Consider the following 15511-nt stretch of genomic DNA (forward strand, 5'->3'; position numbering starts at 1 on the left):
TCAAGAAATAACCTATCCTGACTAAGGATAAGGAAGCTGGGGGTATCAGTCCCATATTATTAATTTTCCTCCCACCCAACTTCCCCTCCGGAAAATTATTGTGGTCATTGGTTTTCATCGTTAGTTGTTCAATGATTACCTATTCACTATTTCCCAGTCTAACATTACCGCAAAGGACTTACTGATTATTCTATTTCATATGGCTGTTTGTGATCAGCTGACAGAGTTGGCGATCGCTTTCTCTGACTTCTGGGTTGTTTTGGAGATAATTTCTGAGCCAGTGGCAGCTTTTATCTAGCAGATCGTCTAAATTCAAATTCCAAATTGCCACTGTAGCATCTTCACTAGCCACTGCCAAAGCTGTTCCATCATGGCTCCAGCTAAGATTTGTGACGCGATGCTCACCAGCTTTCAAGGTTTTGATCAGGGTGTCGTCGAAGCGCCATAGCTGAACCTGGTTGTCCCAGCTGCTGGTTGCCAAAATTTTGCCCTTGGGGCTAAAATGGACTTTCGCCACACTATCAGTATGGCCTTTGAGGGTTGATTGTAAGGTGCCATCTTTGCGCCAGAGTTTCACTGTGTTATCATAGCTTGCTGTTGCTAAGAACTTGTTGTCGGGTGAGAAGCTGAGATCCAAAACCCAATTGTGATGACCTGGTAGTGTTTTCAGAAGTTTCCCATCAGCACTCCACAGCTTTACAGTTTTATCATCACTGGCCGATGCCAATCGCTGACTATCCTGGCTAAACTTAACTGCATTAACCCGCTCACTATGACCAGTCAGGGTATTAATCAATTTACCAGTGCGATCCCAAATTTTTACTGTCCTGTCCCGACTGGCAGACGCGAGGCGCTTCGAGTCAGGACTAAAACTAACATTCAATACCCAGTCCTGATGTCCCTTTATTGTCTTAATCAAAGTACCGCTACGATGCCACAGTTTCACGGTGCCATCTCGACTACCGGAGGCAATTAGCTCACCATCAGGACTGAAACTGATGCTATAGACGAGATCATGATGCCCTTTCAAGGTGTGGAGCAGCTTACCGTTGCGATCCCAAAGCTTAACAGTTCTGTCATTACTAGCTGTCGCAATCTGTTGAGAGTCTGGAGAAAAGGTGACATCCTGTACATCATCCTGATGTCCTCTTAAAATTACGTGAGACTGATTAATACTACTCCAGAGCTTGATAGTTTTATCGTGGCTGGCTGAAGCCAGAATCAGTTGGTCAGTTTGAGGGTTGGATGGTTGTAGAGGAATATGGGACTTGCTGTAAGCTAGGTTGTTTTGAGAACTAAAAGGTTTAGTAGGACTGAAACTGACACCACTAACCCCATCGCTGTGTCCCTTAAACGTGTTTATTAAAGTGCCTTCACGGTTCCATAGCCGCACTGTATTATCATCACTGGCAGAGGCAATCAGTTGACCATCAGCACTGAAAGAAACACCATTAACCCATCGCTGGTGCTTGGGAAAGGTTTTGATTAGCTTGCCATTGGCACTCCACAACCTGACCGTTTGATCATCGCTAGCGGAGGCAATTAACTGACTATCTGGACTAAATACTACACAATTCACCTGAGCGCTATGTCCTCTAAGAGTATTTAGCAATTTTCCCGTTTGACTCCACAACTTAATGGTGTTATCCGCACTAGCAGAAGCAATGATCTTGCCATCTCCACTAAAGCTTACCGACCGCACTACACCCCGGTGACCGGAAAAGGTTTTAATTAATTTGCCATCAACGGTCCATAATCGAATTTTCTTATCTTTGCCAGCCGCAGCCATCATCTGGCCATCTCGACTAAAACTGACACTGTATATATGACCAGCATTAGTGGTAATTGTTCTGACTAGCTGGCCAGTTTGACGCCATAGTCTGACTGTGCCATCCCAGCTACTAGAGGCAATTAACTGACTATCTGGACTAAACGATACGCTGGTTACACTATCTTGATGACCTTCTAGGGTTTGGATTAACTTGCCATCAGGATGCCACAGTTTTACCGTTTTATCGCGGCTGGTGGAGGCAATAAACTGACCATCTGGGGAAAAACTGATGCTCGAAACAATATCACTATGTCCTTCCAGTCGATTGTGTTCGGAAACTGAATAAACTGCCTGGGACAGAGCTGTGATTACTTGTAGACGGGTATCTGCATCTACTGTTCGAGATGGTAGATATTGCTGCTCTTCCTGCTGTAGTTTTTTTGCGGCTCTTAACCCTTCGAGCAAAGCATCAAAGGTTTTATTAGACACGAAAAGAGCTTCTGAAGAGGCACTCAGCGCACTAAGCATAGCATTGATTCGTTGAGCTTCGGCTCGCCATCTCAAGCCACCATTGGTCACTGCTAAAAGTGCCATCACTGTGCTAATGGCAATGGCACGCAGTCGTTGTTTACGAACCCGCAACAGTTGACTCTCACTTTGTTTTAGCCGTACTCTAATATTAGATTGGGTACGTTGCTTATATTTTTGACGAATCGGTAGAACTAGATAATCATGAATTAGCTGATATCGGTTTTGTGGTGTTTCTGGCACTCGGAAGACTAAACCAGAACCTACCAAAATTTCCAAAATCAAGGGGATTTGAGTTAGTTTGGCGTTGTTACCATTGGAGACTGCTAACTCAGCTTGGGTTTTTAACGGACGGGTACCTCGTTGATCGGTTAAGGAAAATAAAACCTCCCAGACGGCATCTTCATTCTCTGGCCCACAATCATAGATAATTTGGGAAAGCGATCGCTCGATTAGAACTGTCTTGGGGTCATTTCCCAAAGCTCGGTATCCTTCAAGGGTAGTAATTTTTTCCGCTTGTAGCTGAGCACCCACGACTTGTAACTCAATTAAGCGCACCACTCCGGTATTGGTGACTAAATCCTTTACCAGTGCTTCGATTAGAGCAGGTTCTAACTTAAACTGAGATACTGCTGTTAAGGAGTGAATAACGTTTTTGGCATTCTCTGGGGACAGATCACCTAAGTGATAACGCAGCTTCTGATCTAGGATATTGTTGTTAATGACACTGAGATCCTTAAAGCGCTCAAACTCTAACAAGTAATGTAGATAATCTTCTCGCATAGACAAGATTATTTTTACAAAGGGGAGATTGAGAGCCTGGGCTAAAAAATTATAAAACTGATGTCGTTGCTCTAAGTCGGTGGCAAGGAAAAAAAATTCTTCAAACTGGTCAAAAATCAGGACGGTTAATAAGTTATGCTGGGAACACCGATACAACTTATCGAGAATTGGTTTAAGGATTAAAGGTTGTTCACCGCAGGCGTTGGAGTCGGGTAAGTTGTTAGCCGTAGGCGTTCCCTTCGGGTAGATTGTTCGCCGTAGGGGTTCCCTTCCGGTAGGTTGAACGGTTGAAGGTGAAAGGTTGGCATCTTTAAACTTGAAGACTACTGTACTTGCTAATTCAAGGTCTAGACGTTTTTCCAGCTCACCGAGCCAATTCCTGTAAACGGTTTGCACCACCGTCAAGGTTTGTCTAGCACCAATAATTCTGGAGCTAAGTGCAGGAACTAAACCAGCATTAATCAGGGAACTCTTGCCAACGCCGGAAGTCCCGTGAATCACGGTTAGTTTGTGGTCATTGCGGCTAATGCGTTCGAGCAGGCCGTTGACATCGGTTTGACGTCCAGCTGCTGCGATTTCTAGGGCTGATGGACAAAAACCTTTCTTGGTAATCGTTGCGTCAGTTTCTCGACTTGGCCCGACACTCTGTAAGGGAGCCATACCAGCAAAGGTAGAAAACCTAAACTGTTGTTCTATCAAGCGTTTTTGTTGCTTAAGTTCAAACCCTCGTTGGTATGCTTTTTGCTCGAAATAGAGCGATCGCAATTCCTCCAACAGCTCCATGAACAGTTGAGGCTGCTGCTGTAGAGGGTTGGGCTCGATAGTTTTGAGGTTTATAGCTTGTTCAAGATAATTAATGGCAGATTTTGGCTTGCCCAGCTGACGCACAGATCTAGCAGCTAGCAGCAGATAGGAACCTCGGTGGCAAAGGTTTTTAGCGTTGAGAGTTGGCTGAGATGTCTCCAGAGTGCGCACAGCTGTGAGGGCTAAGTCTATAGCATGGTTCCAATTCGATTGCTCATAGGCAACTGTTGCCAAAAAGCCATAGGCTCGAGAGAGCTGAACTGGATTATCTTGAGTGTGAGGTTGTGCCAGAAACGCTAGCGCTAAAGCTTCTAATTCTGTCCAATGTTCCAGGTGTTGTAGGACTTCTCCCAATTTTATGGTCAACTGAGCCACCAAGTCCAAGCGTCCTGTTTTAGTAAACAGGTCAATGGCAGTACAGAAGTTTTTCTGGGCTTGCTCCCACTGATGGCAACCGATGGAGCCTTGCAACTGGGCTTGACGGCAATAGCACAAGCCGATGTGATGGAACACTAAACCAAGCCGTTCTAAACCTGAAGGGGTGAGGGGGGGATCACATAAGGGGGGTATTGAGTGTTTAGTTTGTCCGAGAGGTTGATCAAAACATGTAGCTGTGTCCCTTGTGCCCTCTTTTCTCTTCCTAGAAGCTTTACCTTGGATAGTTGTACATACTTTTACCGGTTTAAGGTTTTTATAATAGTGTTGCTCTGAATGGGGAGCCTCACTGCCCAAGCAGCCGCCCCATTCTCCTATATCCTGCTGCCAACAATTTAGACTCTGCTGATAATGCTCCAAGGCCAGATTAATCTGGTCATTTTCAAAGGCATCTCGCCCTAGAATAAAATGCTTGGTAGCTAGTAGGACAGAATCTACGCTGATATCATGAGATTGCAAATCCTGTAATGCCGACTCAAATTCTTGGCGTCGGGGGCAATCGGGAGCCAAAGAAAGCACCTTGTTGGGCAAAAACTCTCCCAAGTCTCTAGCGAAAATATTGCCAAAGATTTCATCTGCCGTTCTGTAACATAAAGCGAGTAATTGGTCAATGGTAAGTTCAAACCGAATCGAGGTAGTAGCCCAATTTTTAAAATAAGGAGCAAGCCTGATCAACTTTTGAAGTCCCTGGTCAGTTACCCATACCACTAAAGGACAGGTTAAGCATTTGGGCAATTCATCTCGCACCTGGTTAGCCGAAAGTAGTACCTGGTTGATGGCATCAACTGACTCTAGACCCGATACCATTAGGGCAGATGTTGTCCCATACTGTTGGGTGCTAAAGATATTACTAAATAGAGTTTGACTAGACTTGTTAAGAACTAGCTCACCATAGGTGAGCTCTGTGATTTCTCGGACGTACTCCCATATTTGCTTCCTAAATAACTCGTAGTTGCATCGCACCAAAATCAGTGCAAATTCTCCTTGGGAGAACATTATTGCCCGGGATAGGGTTAATAGAGAGCGAGCACTGTATGGGGCTAGTGTTTCTGGGGGATTTTGCTGCTTCATGTCACTAACCTTTTGACCCCTACTGGTAGAAATTACCTATTACTAGGGTGATTTTCCCTCTAGATAGTAAGATTACTATCAGAACTTATCGGTAAGTATGGGTTTTTACTGATAAAAAACAACAAGCATAATCAGGCATTACTCAAGAAAAACGTCTATCATAAGTACCTTGATAAAGAATTCAGTAATTACTACTACTTATTTAATAAATATATTTAATGAAAATCCTGAATAACAATGATAAATTCACTTATTGAGCCTGAAGTCCATAGCGTGGATATCAGTGATTTCCCGGAATTTTTGATTTTTTATAGTGGGGTGGAACTATAAGTTCCTAGACGAAAACATGTAAAACAGTTGAACTATCAGGACTTCCGCAAAACTGGGCACCAAACTCTACCTGTAGGCGCACAGGGCTTACTCCCCTACAGGTAGAGTTACTGGGGAAGTCCTGACTAGATCGGTTTGGGTGCATCTCAGTTTTGCAATTAGGCAAAAATTCCCGCGAAAATTCCCACACTTCCCACACTTCCCGCGCCCCCGCCCCACACTCCCCGCGCCCCCGCCCCACACTTCCCACACTTCCCACACTTCACATCTTTTTTACAAATATGAGATGCACCCATCGGTTTTCAAATCAATTAGGGACAAAATTTGTCCCTTGAAAGCAATTAGTAGGTGGTAGGTGGTAGGTTATACATGAGGGGATGTACCTTACCTCAGGGGGTGAACCTGAAGGCTAAACTAATTTCATACCAAGCTTTGAGAGAAAGTTCTCCCTCAAAAAGAAAAGGGTGATTAACAGCTAAGGTAACCTCAGTTCGGACCCGGGCAGATTGAGGTAAAAGCCAGTCCAGATTAAGGCTCGGTTTCTTGGGTTGATGACAATATGCAATCAATCCGCACAGAACATTGACGCAAAAATTAACCGGTGAGCGATGACGATAATGTTCGATTTGATAAATATTTTTGAGTTGGTAATTAATGGTTTCAATCAGAAATGTTGAATCTACCTAATTATTTACATAAAATTAGACACACTATACCTATAACACACCAGATAACTTCACGAAAAAACCATCTGATCAAACCAATATTATTTTCACACATAAAAGCTGGTAAATATCGGAGTTTATCTAAAATTTTATTGCCGAAATCGGGATAACCACTAATTGTAATAAGACATAAGCTATGAGACAGGTATAAATTTGGTACTCAATTCCCTTGACATTCTTTGTTATTAATCTGTCCAGTTTTAGATGCATCTTCAAAAACTTCCAGAACAACTCTATTTACCAGCCAAGGAGACGAAACCTTAGAGAGGGTCGCCTTATTCATATAACTTAAACCTTTTACCCATAACCTGCCGACATTAAAGGCGACCCTCTCTTACGGTTCAAATAAACGATAAAAATTCCCAACTTCTTCATTACTTATACCTTATTCTTATGCTTCTGGTAGGTTAGTCACTAGTCTAAATTCCGTCTGAGTTTCGAGGTCACAAAAGTTGACAACTCTCCCTTGTACTTACTCTTTTTCTGTTCCGATTAGATTCTGCCTGAAGGGGCGACCCGTGGCGAATTTAATAATTAGATGGGTCAAGGGCACCTAAAACATTTCTAGCTTGACATTGTTTTTAATTCTTAAGACAAAATAACGATTATGTTTGGTCTTTAGGGTTTCGATTATCAGCAAACTCGCCAATCCTCTATCCATTACACTGACTCCATTTTTTGGAGACGAAACCTTAGAGAGGGTCGCCTTATTTCATATAACTTAAAAGTATGGTAGTGATAAATAAGTAGTGATACCAAATCCGGTTATTATAGGCTGATTACAAAAAATACCCAAATCTGCTCTGGGCAAGGACTTTGTGTTTTTTTGAATATAGCCTTGGTAAAGCGGATTTGGTATGATACAACATTGTATTCCCCTTAAATAAGATATTTATTAAGTAAAAATCTACCAATTTAACTATAATTAATTATAAAACATTATCTAAATTATAATAAATACTGATTAAATAAAACTTACAAAACTGCTAAAGTTTTATTAGTCAAAAAAAACTTCTCAAGGGAAAAATACACTATCTTAACCATGAATACAGTATCAAATTTAATCACCCGACCCAATTGCCCTTACTGCAATTGTGAGCAAACAGTAAAAAATGGAAGCACTCATCATAAAAAACAAAAATATCTCTGTAAAAACTGTAAAAGACAGTTTTTTTAAAATCCCACAAAAAAGCCAATACCATTGTCGAAAAAAAACTAATATATCACTTATTACTTGAGAAAATATCTTTGGCGGGTATTGCTCGATCAGTTGGAGTTTCAAAAACATTGCAACAGAGAAGTATGTTAATAAAAAATATGCCGAAACTCCCCAAAAAATAAAGGGTTCAGAAAAACCAAAAGGTAAAATTTCCATAGAATGTGATGAAATGTGGTCTTTTGTTAATAAAAAAGATAATCAGCAATGGATTTGGTTGGCCATTGATGGCCGTTGGCCACGCTACGCGAACAAGAAACTAGAGAAATAGTTGGAGTTTATATTGGAGATCGCACTCGCGAATCGGCAAATAAATTATGGAAGTCTTTTCCTCCAGTGGTTCGACAATGTGCTGTGTGTTATACAGATTTTTGGGAAGCTTATCAAAAAGTTATACCTAAAAAACGTCACAAACCTGTAGAAAAAAAACCTGGAAAACTCATCATATTGAAAGACAAAATAATACCTTAAGACAAAGGATTAGTCGTCTGGTTAGGAAAACTTTGTCATTTTCAAAAAAATTAGAAAATCATCTAGGAGCTATTTGGAATTTTGTTCATCACTATAATAAATGTTTATCCGGTTGATTAGGCCATCACTACTTGTGTACCACTACCGGTTTATATGGCCAAAATTGGGTAAATTTTAAGGATGTTTGTCTAGAATTAGTAACCGAGTTAATGAAACGCGCATCCTAATAAGCGATGCAGCGCGGTCTTGGGGGTTTCCCCCATGAGCGACTGCATCAAGACACGAAAGTATTATCAACGAGGTCTAAGGGCTAGGTCGCTTATAGAGTCTGCGTTTTAACTTATTTCGTCGCCCCCCCAGCACAATATCTACAAGTTTATGCTTCGGTTCCCGTTTGAATCTTGGGTCATCCAATGGCTCAAACTGATTAATCACGCTATGTTTGAGCTGTTTCATTGTCTTTGAAAGGGGGGATGGGGTTGGAGCACCAAAACCAAATGACATCACGGCCGTTGAGAATGTGAACAGACTGATTTAATATCTATGCAGTTTCCTTGATTCTGGAGAAATTGTCTAGTCCGAATTATTACTGGGCAAATGTCGGTTTTGTCAAGTACAATTTATACCAAATATCTGCGATTACCCTGCTTTTACCCTAAGCCGACTAACCATAAAGGCTACCCTTCTCTTGGTCAACTTCTAACCAAGGTTTCATCTGAGGCCTTATTACAAAAGAAAAAACCCTTTTATTCATAACCGAGCACCCATTTTGGCCTCCGCCGAATCCAAGAGAAGGGTAGCCTTCTTACAAGAGAAAAAACCCTTTTACCCTAAGCCGACTAACCATAAAGGCTACCCTTCTCTTGGTCAACTTCTAACCCCTGTTATATGGGAACTTCAAACTCCCCTTTGGCCGACTGCATCGCTACCAAGGTTTAAAGCTCCTGATGTTTCCCGACACCCCACACCCGGTCACCCCATACCCAGTAAGGCACCGAATGCTGCTTGTCACCCCGTCAGTCACAGAACTAGAGTCCGAAACTTTTCTGTTTCTGCTAAGGCTGGGTTGATCCCAAACCAGCGCCCTTGTTCATCTTGGTATTCATAGACAAACATACTGCGCAACAGGGTTTGATATTCTTGTTCCCCCTTGACGGACTGCTGTTGCACGACTTGAGATAGCAACTTCCACTCTTCCTCTTCAACAGCCAGAGTCAAGTCATCTCGGTATCCCTTAATCACACTCTCTAAACAACTCCTGGAAAAGGGTGGGTCTTCATGTTGCAAACAGTTATAGAGCAACCCTAACAAGTTACGGACATGACCCCCACTAATGCGACACATCCGGTCGAGGGTTTCTGGGCTATCAAATACTAGTGGAATCAGGTTTAGCCGCTGTTGAGGATCAACCATTGGAAAAGCTCGGGCTAGCAATAGCTGTCGCAGCAGTGCCATACCTTCTGGATAGTCACTACCATCCCGTAACTGTATGGGCACCATGGGCAAAATTTTGGGAGCCACACCACCACCGACTCGATTTTTGAGAGTTTCGTACTCGTTGGAGAACATTAAGGACAAGGGTAGAGTGTAAACCACATGGCAGTTCAAACGCCTTAACTGAGTACCACGGTCGATAAACAGATACTCTGGCTGGGAGCGACCTGAAACCATGGAGCGATTATCAACTCGGTCAAGATTATCAATAATCACCACCAAACCCCTTTTGCCAAGTAACTTCAGCTGCTGAATCGCTGATTGTAAAATTTCTTCGTTGATCGCATTCAAAATGCTTTGGGTGCGGGGTTCTAGGTGCTGTCGTAGCAGTTGGCGTTGCTGAGGACTGTCTTTACTTCTGGCTGTAATCTTGGCAATGCCTACGGAAAATTCGGCTTCTGTTGAAAACTCGATAGGAGTTTGCAAAAAGTCTTTGATTTCATTAAATAATTTACTAAAGTAACTGGGTCTGAGCTGTATGCTGATCGCTTCTAGGCTTTCACAGACTGACCTAGCGATGCTCAGTAAAATGTCACTGACATCAACATCCACCATGTCTAGGTCTTGAGAGGACTCAAAATAAACAACATGAAATTGCTGCTTCTCCAATTCAGCTTTAAGTCTTAACAACTCAGTAGACTTACCACAGCCAATATGACCAGTAAACAATTGACAGGTAGGTTCATCTGGTGACAGACGGGTAATGGTTCGTCCTAAAGCTTCGATAATCTTTCCTCCCCTGACAGCGGAAAAATCGATATAGTATGGATGGTCTTCTGGATTACCCATATCTAAGGTTTTAGCTGGGTTACACGCTTTGAAAAATCTTGGTAGATGCAGTTCCATAAATTAACCTCCCACCGTTGTGGTGATGGTTGTGGTTTACAGAAGGCGGTTAGAAAGCCCACTCCTTCAACAGGGTGATATAGGAAGCGTGGCCAGTGATTAGTCTTTTGTAAAAGACTAATCACTAATCACTGGCTCATCCCACGACCAAGGTACGTGGAATGAGTTAACTATATAGGACTGATTAGGCACCAATGCCTTTTTCCATCAGGCTGATGGAACCTGTTAAGTATAAAACGTGGGAACCTAGTAGTGGTTAAATTAAAAAAAGTATTTGGTGCTCACTGAGGAATTGCAAAGTTCAAACCTTGTCGTTACCCAGATTTTTGGGTAGATTGGCGTGAAGCGATCGCGCCGCAGCGCAAACGCCCACGCGCCAATTGTCAGGCTTACTTCAAGTCATAAATGTACTCTGTCGATTGATCGGTAGTAGATGACCAACATCGCATCAGTCTCTCAATCACAATTGTCTAATCGACGCAAACAACTGCGACGGACACGCCGGATTCAATTTTATCAAAGGATTTGGCGTACACTTTTGGTGGGCGGTATCGCTGGAAGTTTACTCTGGGCAATAACTTTACCAGATTGGATGATTCGTCACCCAGAACAAATCGAGATTCAAGGGAATTATTGGCTTTCTGCTGAAGCGATACGCTCCCTGTTGCCTTTATCCTATCCCCAGTCTTTACTGCAAGTACAACCCCAAGTCCTTGCCAAGTTTCTGGAGTCTGAAGCTCCTATTGCTTCGGCTCTAGTTAGCCGTCAACTAATACCACCAGGATTGACAATACAAGTTAGAGAGCGTCAACCAGTGGCTATTGCTGAGCAGAGTAAGCTCCAAACCAGAAAAACTAAAAACTCTACCCCAACCTTGGGTTTAGTCGATGAGCACGGGATCTGGAGCCCCAAGAGCAGTTACGAACCACTCTCGGCCAACCTGCAGTTGCCGAAGTTGAAAGTGATTGGTCAAAATTCCGTTTATCGCCCTTACTGGTTCGATGTTTATCAAGCTGTGAGTCAGTCGGCTGTAAAAGTTTTCGAGATCGATTGGCGAAATCCAGCCAACTTAATTCTGAAGACCGAGTTAGGAAATGTACATTTAGGTCCTTACACTGAACGCTTCCCCACGCAACTGAGAGTTCTAGATCAGATGCGAGAATTGCCGAAGCGCACACAAAAGAGCAAAATAGCTTACATTGACCTCCAAAACCCAGACTTACCATCTATTCAAATGATGACAGACCATGACAGTGTGCAATCGGGAGTTAAATAAGGATAACGAAGAAGGTCAGACAGGTGATTAGCCCTACTCTGACGGCTAAGCCGAGGTGATATTTCCAGAACCATTGTTTTGTTTCAGGTCAGTTATCGGGTATAGAGCCAGCCGTTGCCAGGGTCTTTGGTTTTTCAATCAACTTACTCTATAGTTAACTCAGACGGCTACATATAACTTATAAAGATAAAGATAAACACTTACCCTCACCTGTTGCAATGACGCTTAATAGTAAACTAGGGCTTGCTGCTCAAAGTTCTAAAATCATCGCAGAAGCAGATCTGTCATTAGGATCCGACAATACACATCCTTTTAGTAACTCTGTATTACAATTCGGTCAAACTTATGATTCTAATCGCATACCCAGGGAAGAAACTAGGAGTGACAATATCGTGCCAGGTAGCGTTGCAAAAATCAAGGTCATTGGTGTTGGCGGGGGTGGTGGTAACGCAGTTAACCGCATGATTGCCAGTGATGTCAGTGGAGTAGAGTTCTGGTCAATTAACACAGATGCTCAAGCACTAGCCCAATCATCAGCCCCCCAACGCTTACAAATGGGGCAGAAGTTGACCCGAGGGTTGGGAGCAGGAGGGAACCCAGCCATTGGTCAAAAAGCCGCAGAAGAATCCCGGGAGGAAATTGCCCAGGCTCTCGAAGACACTGACTTGGTTTTCATTACTGCTGGGATGGGGGGTGGTACTGGCACAGGAGCTGCCCCGATTGTAGCAGAAGTCGCTAAAGAGATGGGTGCTTTAACTGTGGGAGTGGTCACTCGTCCATTTACCTTTGAAGGACGCCGCCGTACTTCCCAAGCCGAGGAAGGAATTGCCGCTCTGGGGAGTCGAGTCGATACCCTAATTGTTATTCCCAATAATAAACTCTTGTCAGTGATTTCAGAACAGACTCCTGTTCAAGAAGCATTTAAAGTAGCTGATGATATCCTACGTCAGGGGGTACAAGGGATCTCTGATATTATTACTATTCCTGGCTTGGTGAATGTGGATTTTGCCGATGTGCGAGCGGTGATGGCAGATGCTGGTTCGGCTCTGATGGGCATCGGGATGGGTTCTGGAAAATCCCGAGCCAGAGAGGCAGCAGTAGCCGCCATTTCTTCTCCTCTGCTGGAGTCTTCTATTGAAGGGGCTAGAGGGGTAGTTTTAAATATTACTGGTGGCAGTGATCTGACCCTCCATGAAGTGAATTCAGCAGCAGAAACTGTTTATGAAGTGGTTGATCCCAATGCCAATATCATCTTTGGAGCAGTAATTGATGATAAGCTCCAGGGTGAAATTAGAATTACTGTGATTGCTACTGGATTTACCGGAGAAGCCCAGTCTGCACCTAAATCTGTGGAAACTCCCCTGAATCGGCGACCGATTGCTCCTACACCGATGCCCCCTACTCCCAAGGTTGAGCCTAAGAGTAGACCAGGATTAGATATTCCAGAATTCCTGCAACGGCGTCGTTTTCCTAGAGGACCAAAGGAGTAGAAAAAAACTGACGGAAACCAAATGGCATGGAAGTAAAGCAAAGCAACCTATAGCCAAGGCAAGACTATTGTCGGTCCCCTTGGTAATTGCTGATTTTACTAATAGGCGTGAAAACTTCCCTAGAGATTGCTCCTGAGCCTGAACCCATGGGAAACTTTTTTCGGTTATCACTATCAATAGTCAGCCAGACTATGGAGCGGGAGTTTTTTTTGACTATCTCCCTAGCTTTTAGCCAACAAGGGCTGCCCACAGATTAAAATTTCAACTATTCTTGCCTTGGATGAAGTTTAGCTATACTTATGACTTCTAATCACCGAACCAACCCCCCTATGCCCAAATCCAGTAGCGATCGTTACCCTAGTTCAACATCGGCAAACAAATCGAATACATACTGTCCATCAGTACCAATTTCTGTCTACCGGGAACTAGCAGCTGAGTTGCAAGCAACACAGGCGATGTTGGACTCTCTCCATTCTCAAAATCAGCATTTAGTTAAACAACACCAGCAGCTGCGACAGGAAGTTAAAAAAGTTATTAATTCAGCTCTGCATCTACAGCAGGTGATCAATTCCTTAGAACCAGTGAGTCCAGCTGAAGTCCATCGACCTCAGCCAGTAAAGCCGCCGGAACCCCGTCAAGCTCCACCAATTCCACCCCAGCGCACCTCTACAACTATCCCAGGGGGTGAATTTTCCCCACCTCAGAGGAAACCTCAAACCCCTACCTCTTCCTATCGAGAAACTTTAGTGATTGAACAAGAAAACAATCGCTCCCTGCGAAGTTCGCAGCCAGAGGCAGTCTCATATGTCAATGGCTGGGTGTTGGTTATAGCTATCTTGGGAATTGTCTTGAGCGCATTTGGTGCTGGCTTTTTGGTGGTGAAACCGATACTAGATAGTAATCGTTGAACCATTTTGCTGCTTGATTAATCGATTAATGGCGGGTTCTTTGAGATTCATCCGCCAATCTATTGTTGTACTAAACCTCGGCTGTATTTACCGCTATTTTCGCCTCCGCATTGCACCATTAATTGGAAAATTACCATCATTACTGCCAAGGGAAATCGGTTTGTAGCAGTTAATGGCCAGGTCTATAAGGTTTGCCAGGGTCAATTGTGCCCAGAACATTGGCTGATCACAGATCTGTTTACTTAGATCAAATCTACAGTCATTAGTCAGTGGTGAAGGGCAAGAAAAAACCTGCTCAACCTGAGTTCGATATAAGCGATCGCTCCACGAAAGAGTAAGGGATACAAGCTTTGGGCAACTAGGGTATATTAAGGCTTTCAGCGTTACGTTGAACTCAGGTTAGGGACTCGCGGAAAAAAAAAATCCCCTAGAATCAGTATTGCATCAGCAGATGTTGTGTGCTCAGCGATGTATAACTCTAGGGCGTGTCATCAATTAAGCCAGATGATGGCAGCAGCGAGGTGGATCGCACCATTTGAAATTGCGAGCTGTTTGATCGTACCGTGTCGCAATTGCCCTGTATTGCTTGAGTTTTTGGAAGAGATTTTCGTGATTGTTGCCGCCACTTGTACATGTCTTTATCGTATTCCCGTGCGTTGAGTGCGGTTGCTTTTGGGAGGAATGACAGCCTTGCAATTGGCCTCTTTGAGGCGCTAAGCGCACACGTTGTTCTGCATCATAGGCTTTATCAGCAAGTAGCGCACCAATCTCATCAATGGAATCCAACAAGACGTCAGCGCCTTGTAAATCGTGGGCAAGGCCTGGAGTTAGATGAAATCCTGTGGGATTGCCCAAGGCATCGCTTGTAGCATGAATCTTGGTTGATAGTCCCCCAATGCTTAGGCCTATGGCTTGGGTAATGCAGGTATCATCAGGTTTTTTTTTCGCACCAGCGCACTCGTTGATGGGCACGCACAATGGTTGCATCAATGGCGGCATATTCGTTGTCAGCGTCTTCGGCTAAAACATCGAAAACCTTCTTCCAAACGCCTTTTTCAGACCAACGGGTATGCCGGGTATGAATGACGCGAAAATCCCCAAAACGCTCCGGTAAATCCCGCCAGGGAATTCCGGCACGATAGCGATATAAAACGGCTTCAACAAATAATCGATTGTCAATGGCCGTAGCACCAGGGTCGCCCTCTTTACCAGGTAAGAGGTGCTCGAGCCTTTCCCACTGGTCATCTCGCCAGCCATAACGTTTCATAATCATTTATGCCCACCTATTGTGATTGCAGGATTTACACGAATATCCTATCAAGCTACTTCTGTCAAACATTTTGATTGATGACACGCCCTAGGC

At 43.6% G+C, this 15511-nt stretch carries 6 protein-coding genes and 4 pseudogenes; 5 read left to right on the top strand and 5 right to left on the bottom strand.

From position 1 onward, the window contains the following. Window positions 1–190 precede the first annotated feature (190 nt). The 3 genes and pseudogenes from F6K57_RS07160 to F6K57_RS07170 form a co-directional block, all read right to left on the bottom strand. A complete protein-coding gene (locus tag F6K57_RS07160) occupies window positions 191–5392 on the bottom strand; it encodes a hypothetical protein (RefSeq protein ID WP_293066123.1) in 5202 nt (1733 codons plus the stop codon). An 854-nt stretch (window positions 5393–6246) separates the two neighbouring features. Continuing rightward, window positions 6247–6390: pseudogene (locus F6K57_RS07165) on the bottom strand (IS982 family transposase); the annotation flags it as partial. A 19-nt stretch (window positions 6391–6409) separates the two neighbouring features. After that, window positions 6410–6690: pseudogene (locus F6K57_RS07170) on the bottom strand (hypothetical protein); the annotation flags it as partial. 799 nt (window positions 6691–7489) lie between these two features. Here F6K57_RS07170 and F6K57_RS07175 point away from each other — a divergent pair. Beyond that, window positions 7490–8250 (top strand): annotated as a pseudogene (locus F6K57_RS07175) (IS1 family transposase). A gap of 904 nt (window positions 8251–9154) precedes the next feature. On the opposite strand, the gene F6K57_RS07180 reads toward F6K57_RS07175, so the two are convergent. Further along, window positions 9155–10474 carry a P-loop NTPase fold protein gene (locus tag F6K57_RS07180; RefSeq protein WP_293025339.1) on the bottom strand — a complete coding sequence of 440 codons (1320 nt, stop codon included), beginning with the start codon at window positions 10472–10474 and terminating at the stop codon, window positions 9155–9157. 433 nt (window positions 10475–10907) lie between these two features. Between F6K57_RS07180 and F6K57_RS07185 the strand changes: the two genes are divergently transcribed. From F6K57_RS07185 to F6K57_RS07200, 4 genes are all read left to right on the top strand, one after another. Further along, the gene (locus tag F6K57_RS07185; protein ID WP_293025338.1) at window positions 10908–11750 is read left to right on the top strand and encodes an FtsQ-type POTRA domain-containing protein; all 843 of its coding nucleotides are present in this window, start codon (window positions 10908–10910) and stop codon (window positions 11748–11750) included. A gap of 218 nt (window positions 11751–11968) precedes the next feature. Next, on the top strand, window positions 11969–13240 hold the full coding sequence (gene ftsZ, locus F6K57_RS07190; protein ID WP_293025337.1) for a cell division protein FtsZ: 1272 nt from the start codon (window positions 11969–11971) through the stop codon (window positions 13238–13240). 107 nt (window positions 13241–13347) lie between these two features. Next, a complete protein-coding gene (locus tag F6K57_RS07195) occupies window positions 13348–13497 on the top strand; it encodes a hypothetical protein (protein ID WP_293025336.1) in 150 nt (49 codons plus the stop codon). 72 nt (window positions 13498–13569) lie between these two features. After that, window positions 13570–14148 (top strand): hypothetical protein, encoded by a 579-nt coding sequence (locus F6K57_RS07200; RefSeq protein WP_293025335.1) that lies wholly within the window; start codon window positions 13570–13572, stop codon window positions 14146–14148. 491 nt (window positions 14149–14639) lie between these two features. Here the strand turns inward: F6K57_RS07200 and F6K57_RS07205 are convergent. Continuing rightward, a pseudogene (locus F6K57_RS07205) lies at window positions 14640–15415 on the bottom strand (IS5 family transposase). Window positions 15416–15511: the final 96 nt, after the last annotated feature.

It is taken from the genome of Moorena sp. SIO4A5 (assembly GCF_010672005.1).
GTDB lineage: Bacteria > Cyanobacteriota > Cyanobacteriia > Cyanobacteriales > Coleofasciculaceae > Moorena.

Bases quoted from the DNA above. Each gene is read 5' to 3' on its own strand.
- F6K57_RS07200 (WP_293025335.1), top strand. From the start codon at position 13,570: ATGCCCAAATCCAGTAGCGATCGTTACCCTAGTTCAACATCGGCAAAC.
- ftsZ (WP_293025337.1), top strand. From the start codon at position 11,969: ATGACGCTTAATAGTAAACTAGGGCTTGCTGCTCAAAGTTCTAAAATC.
- F6K57_RS07185 (WP_293025338.1), top strand. From the start codon at position 10,908: ATGACCAACATCGCATCAGTCTCTCAATCACAATTGTCTAATCGACGC.
- F6K57_RS07160 (WP_293066123.1), bottom strand. From the start codon at position 5,392: ATGAAGCAGCAAAATCCCCCAGAAACACTAGCCCCATACAGTGCTCGC.
- F6K57_RS07180 (WP_293025339.1), bottom strand. From the start codon at position 10,474: ATGGAACTGCATCTACCAAGATTTTTCAAAGCGTGTAACCCAGCTAAA.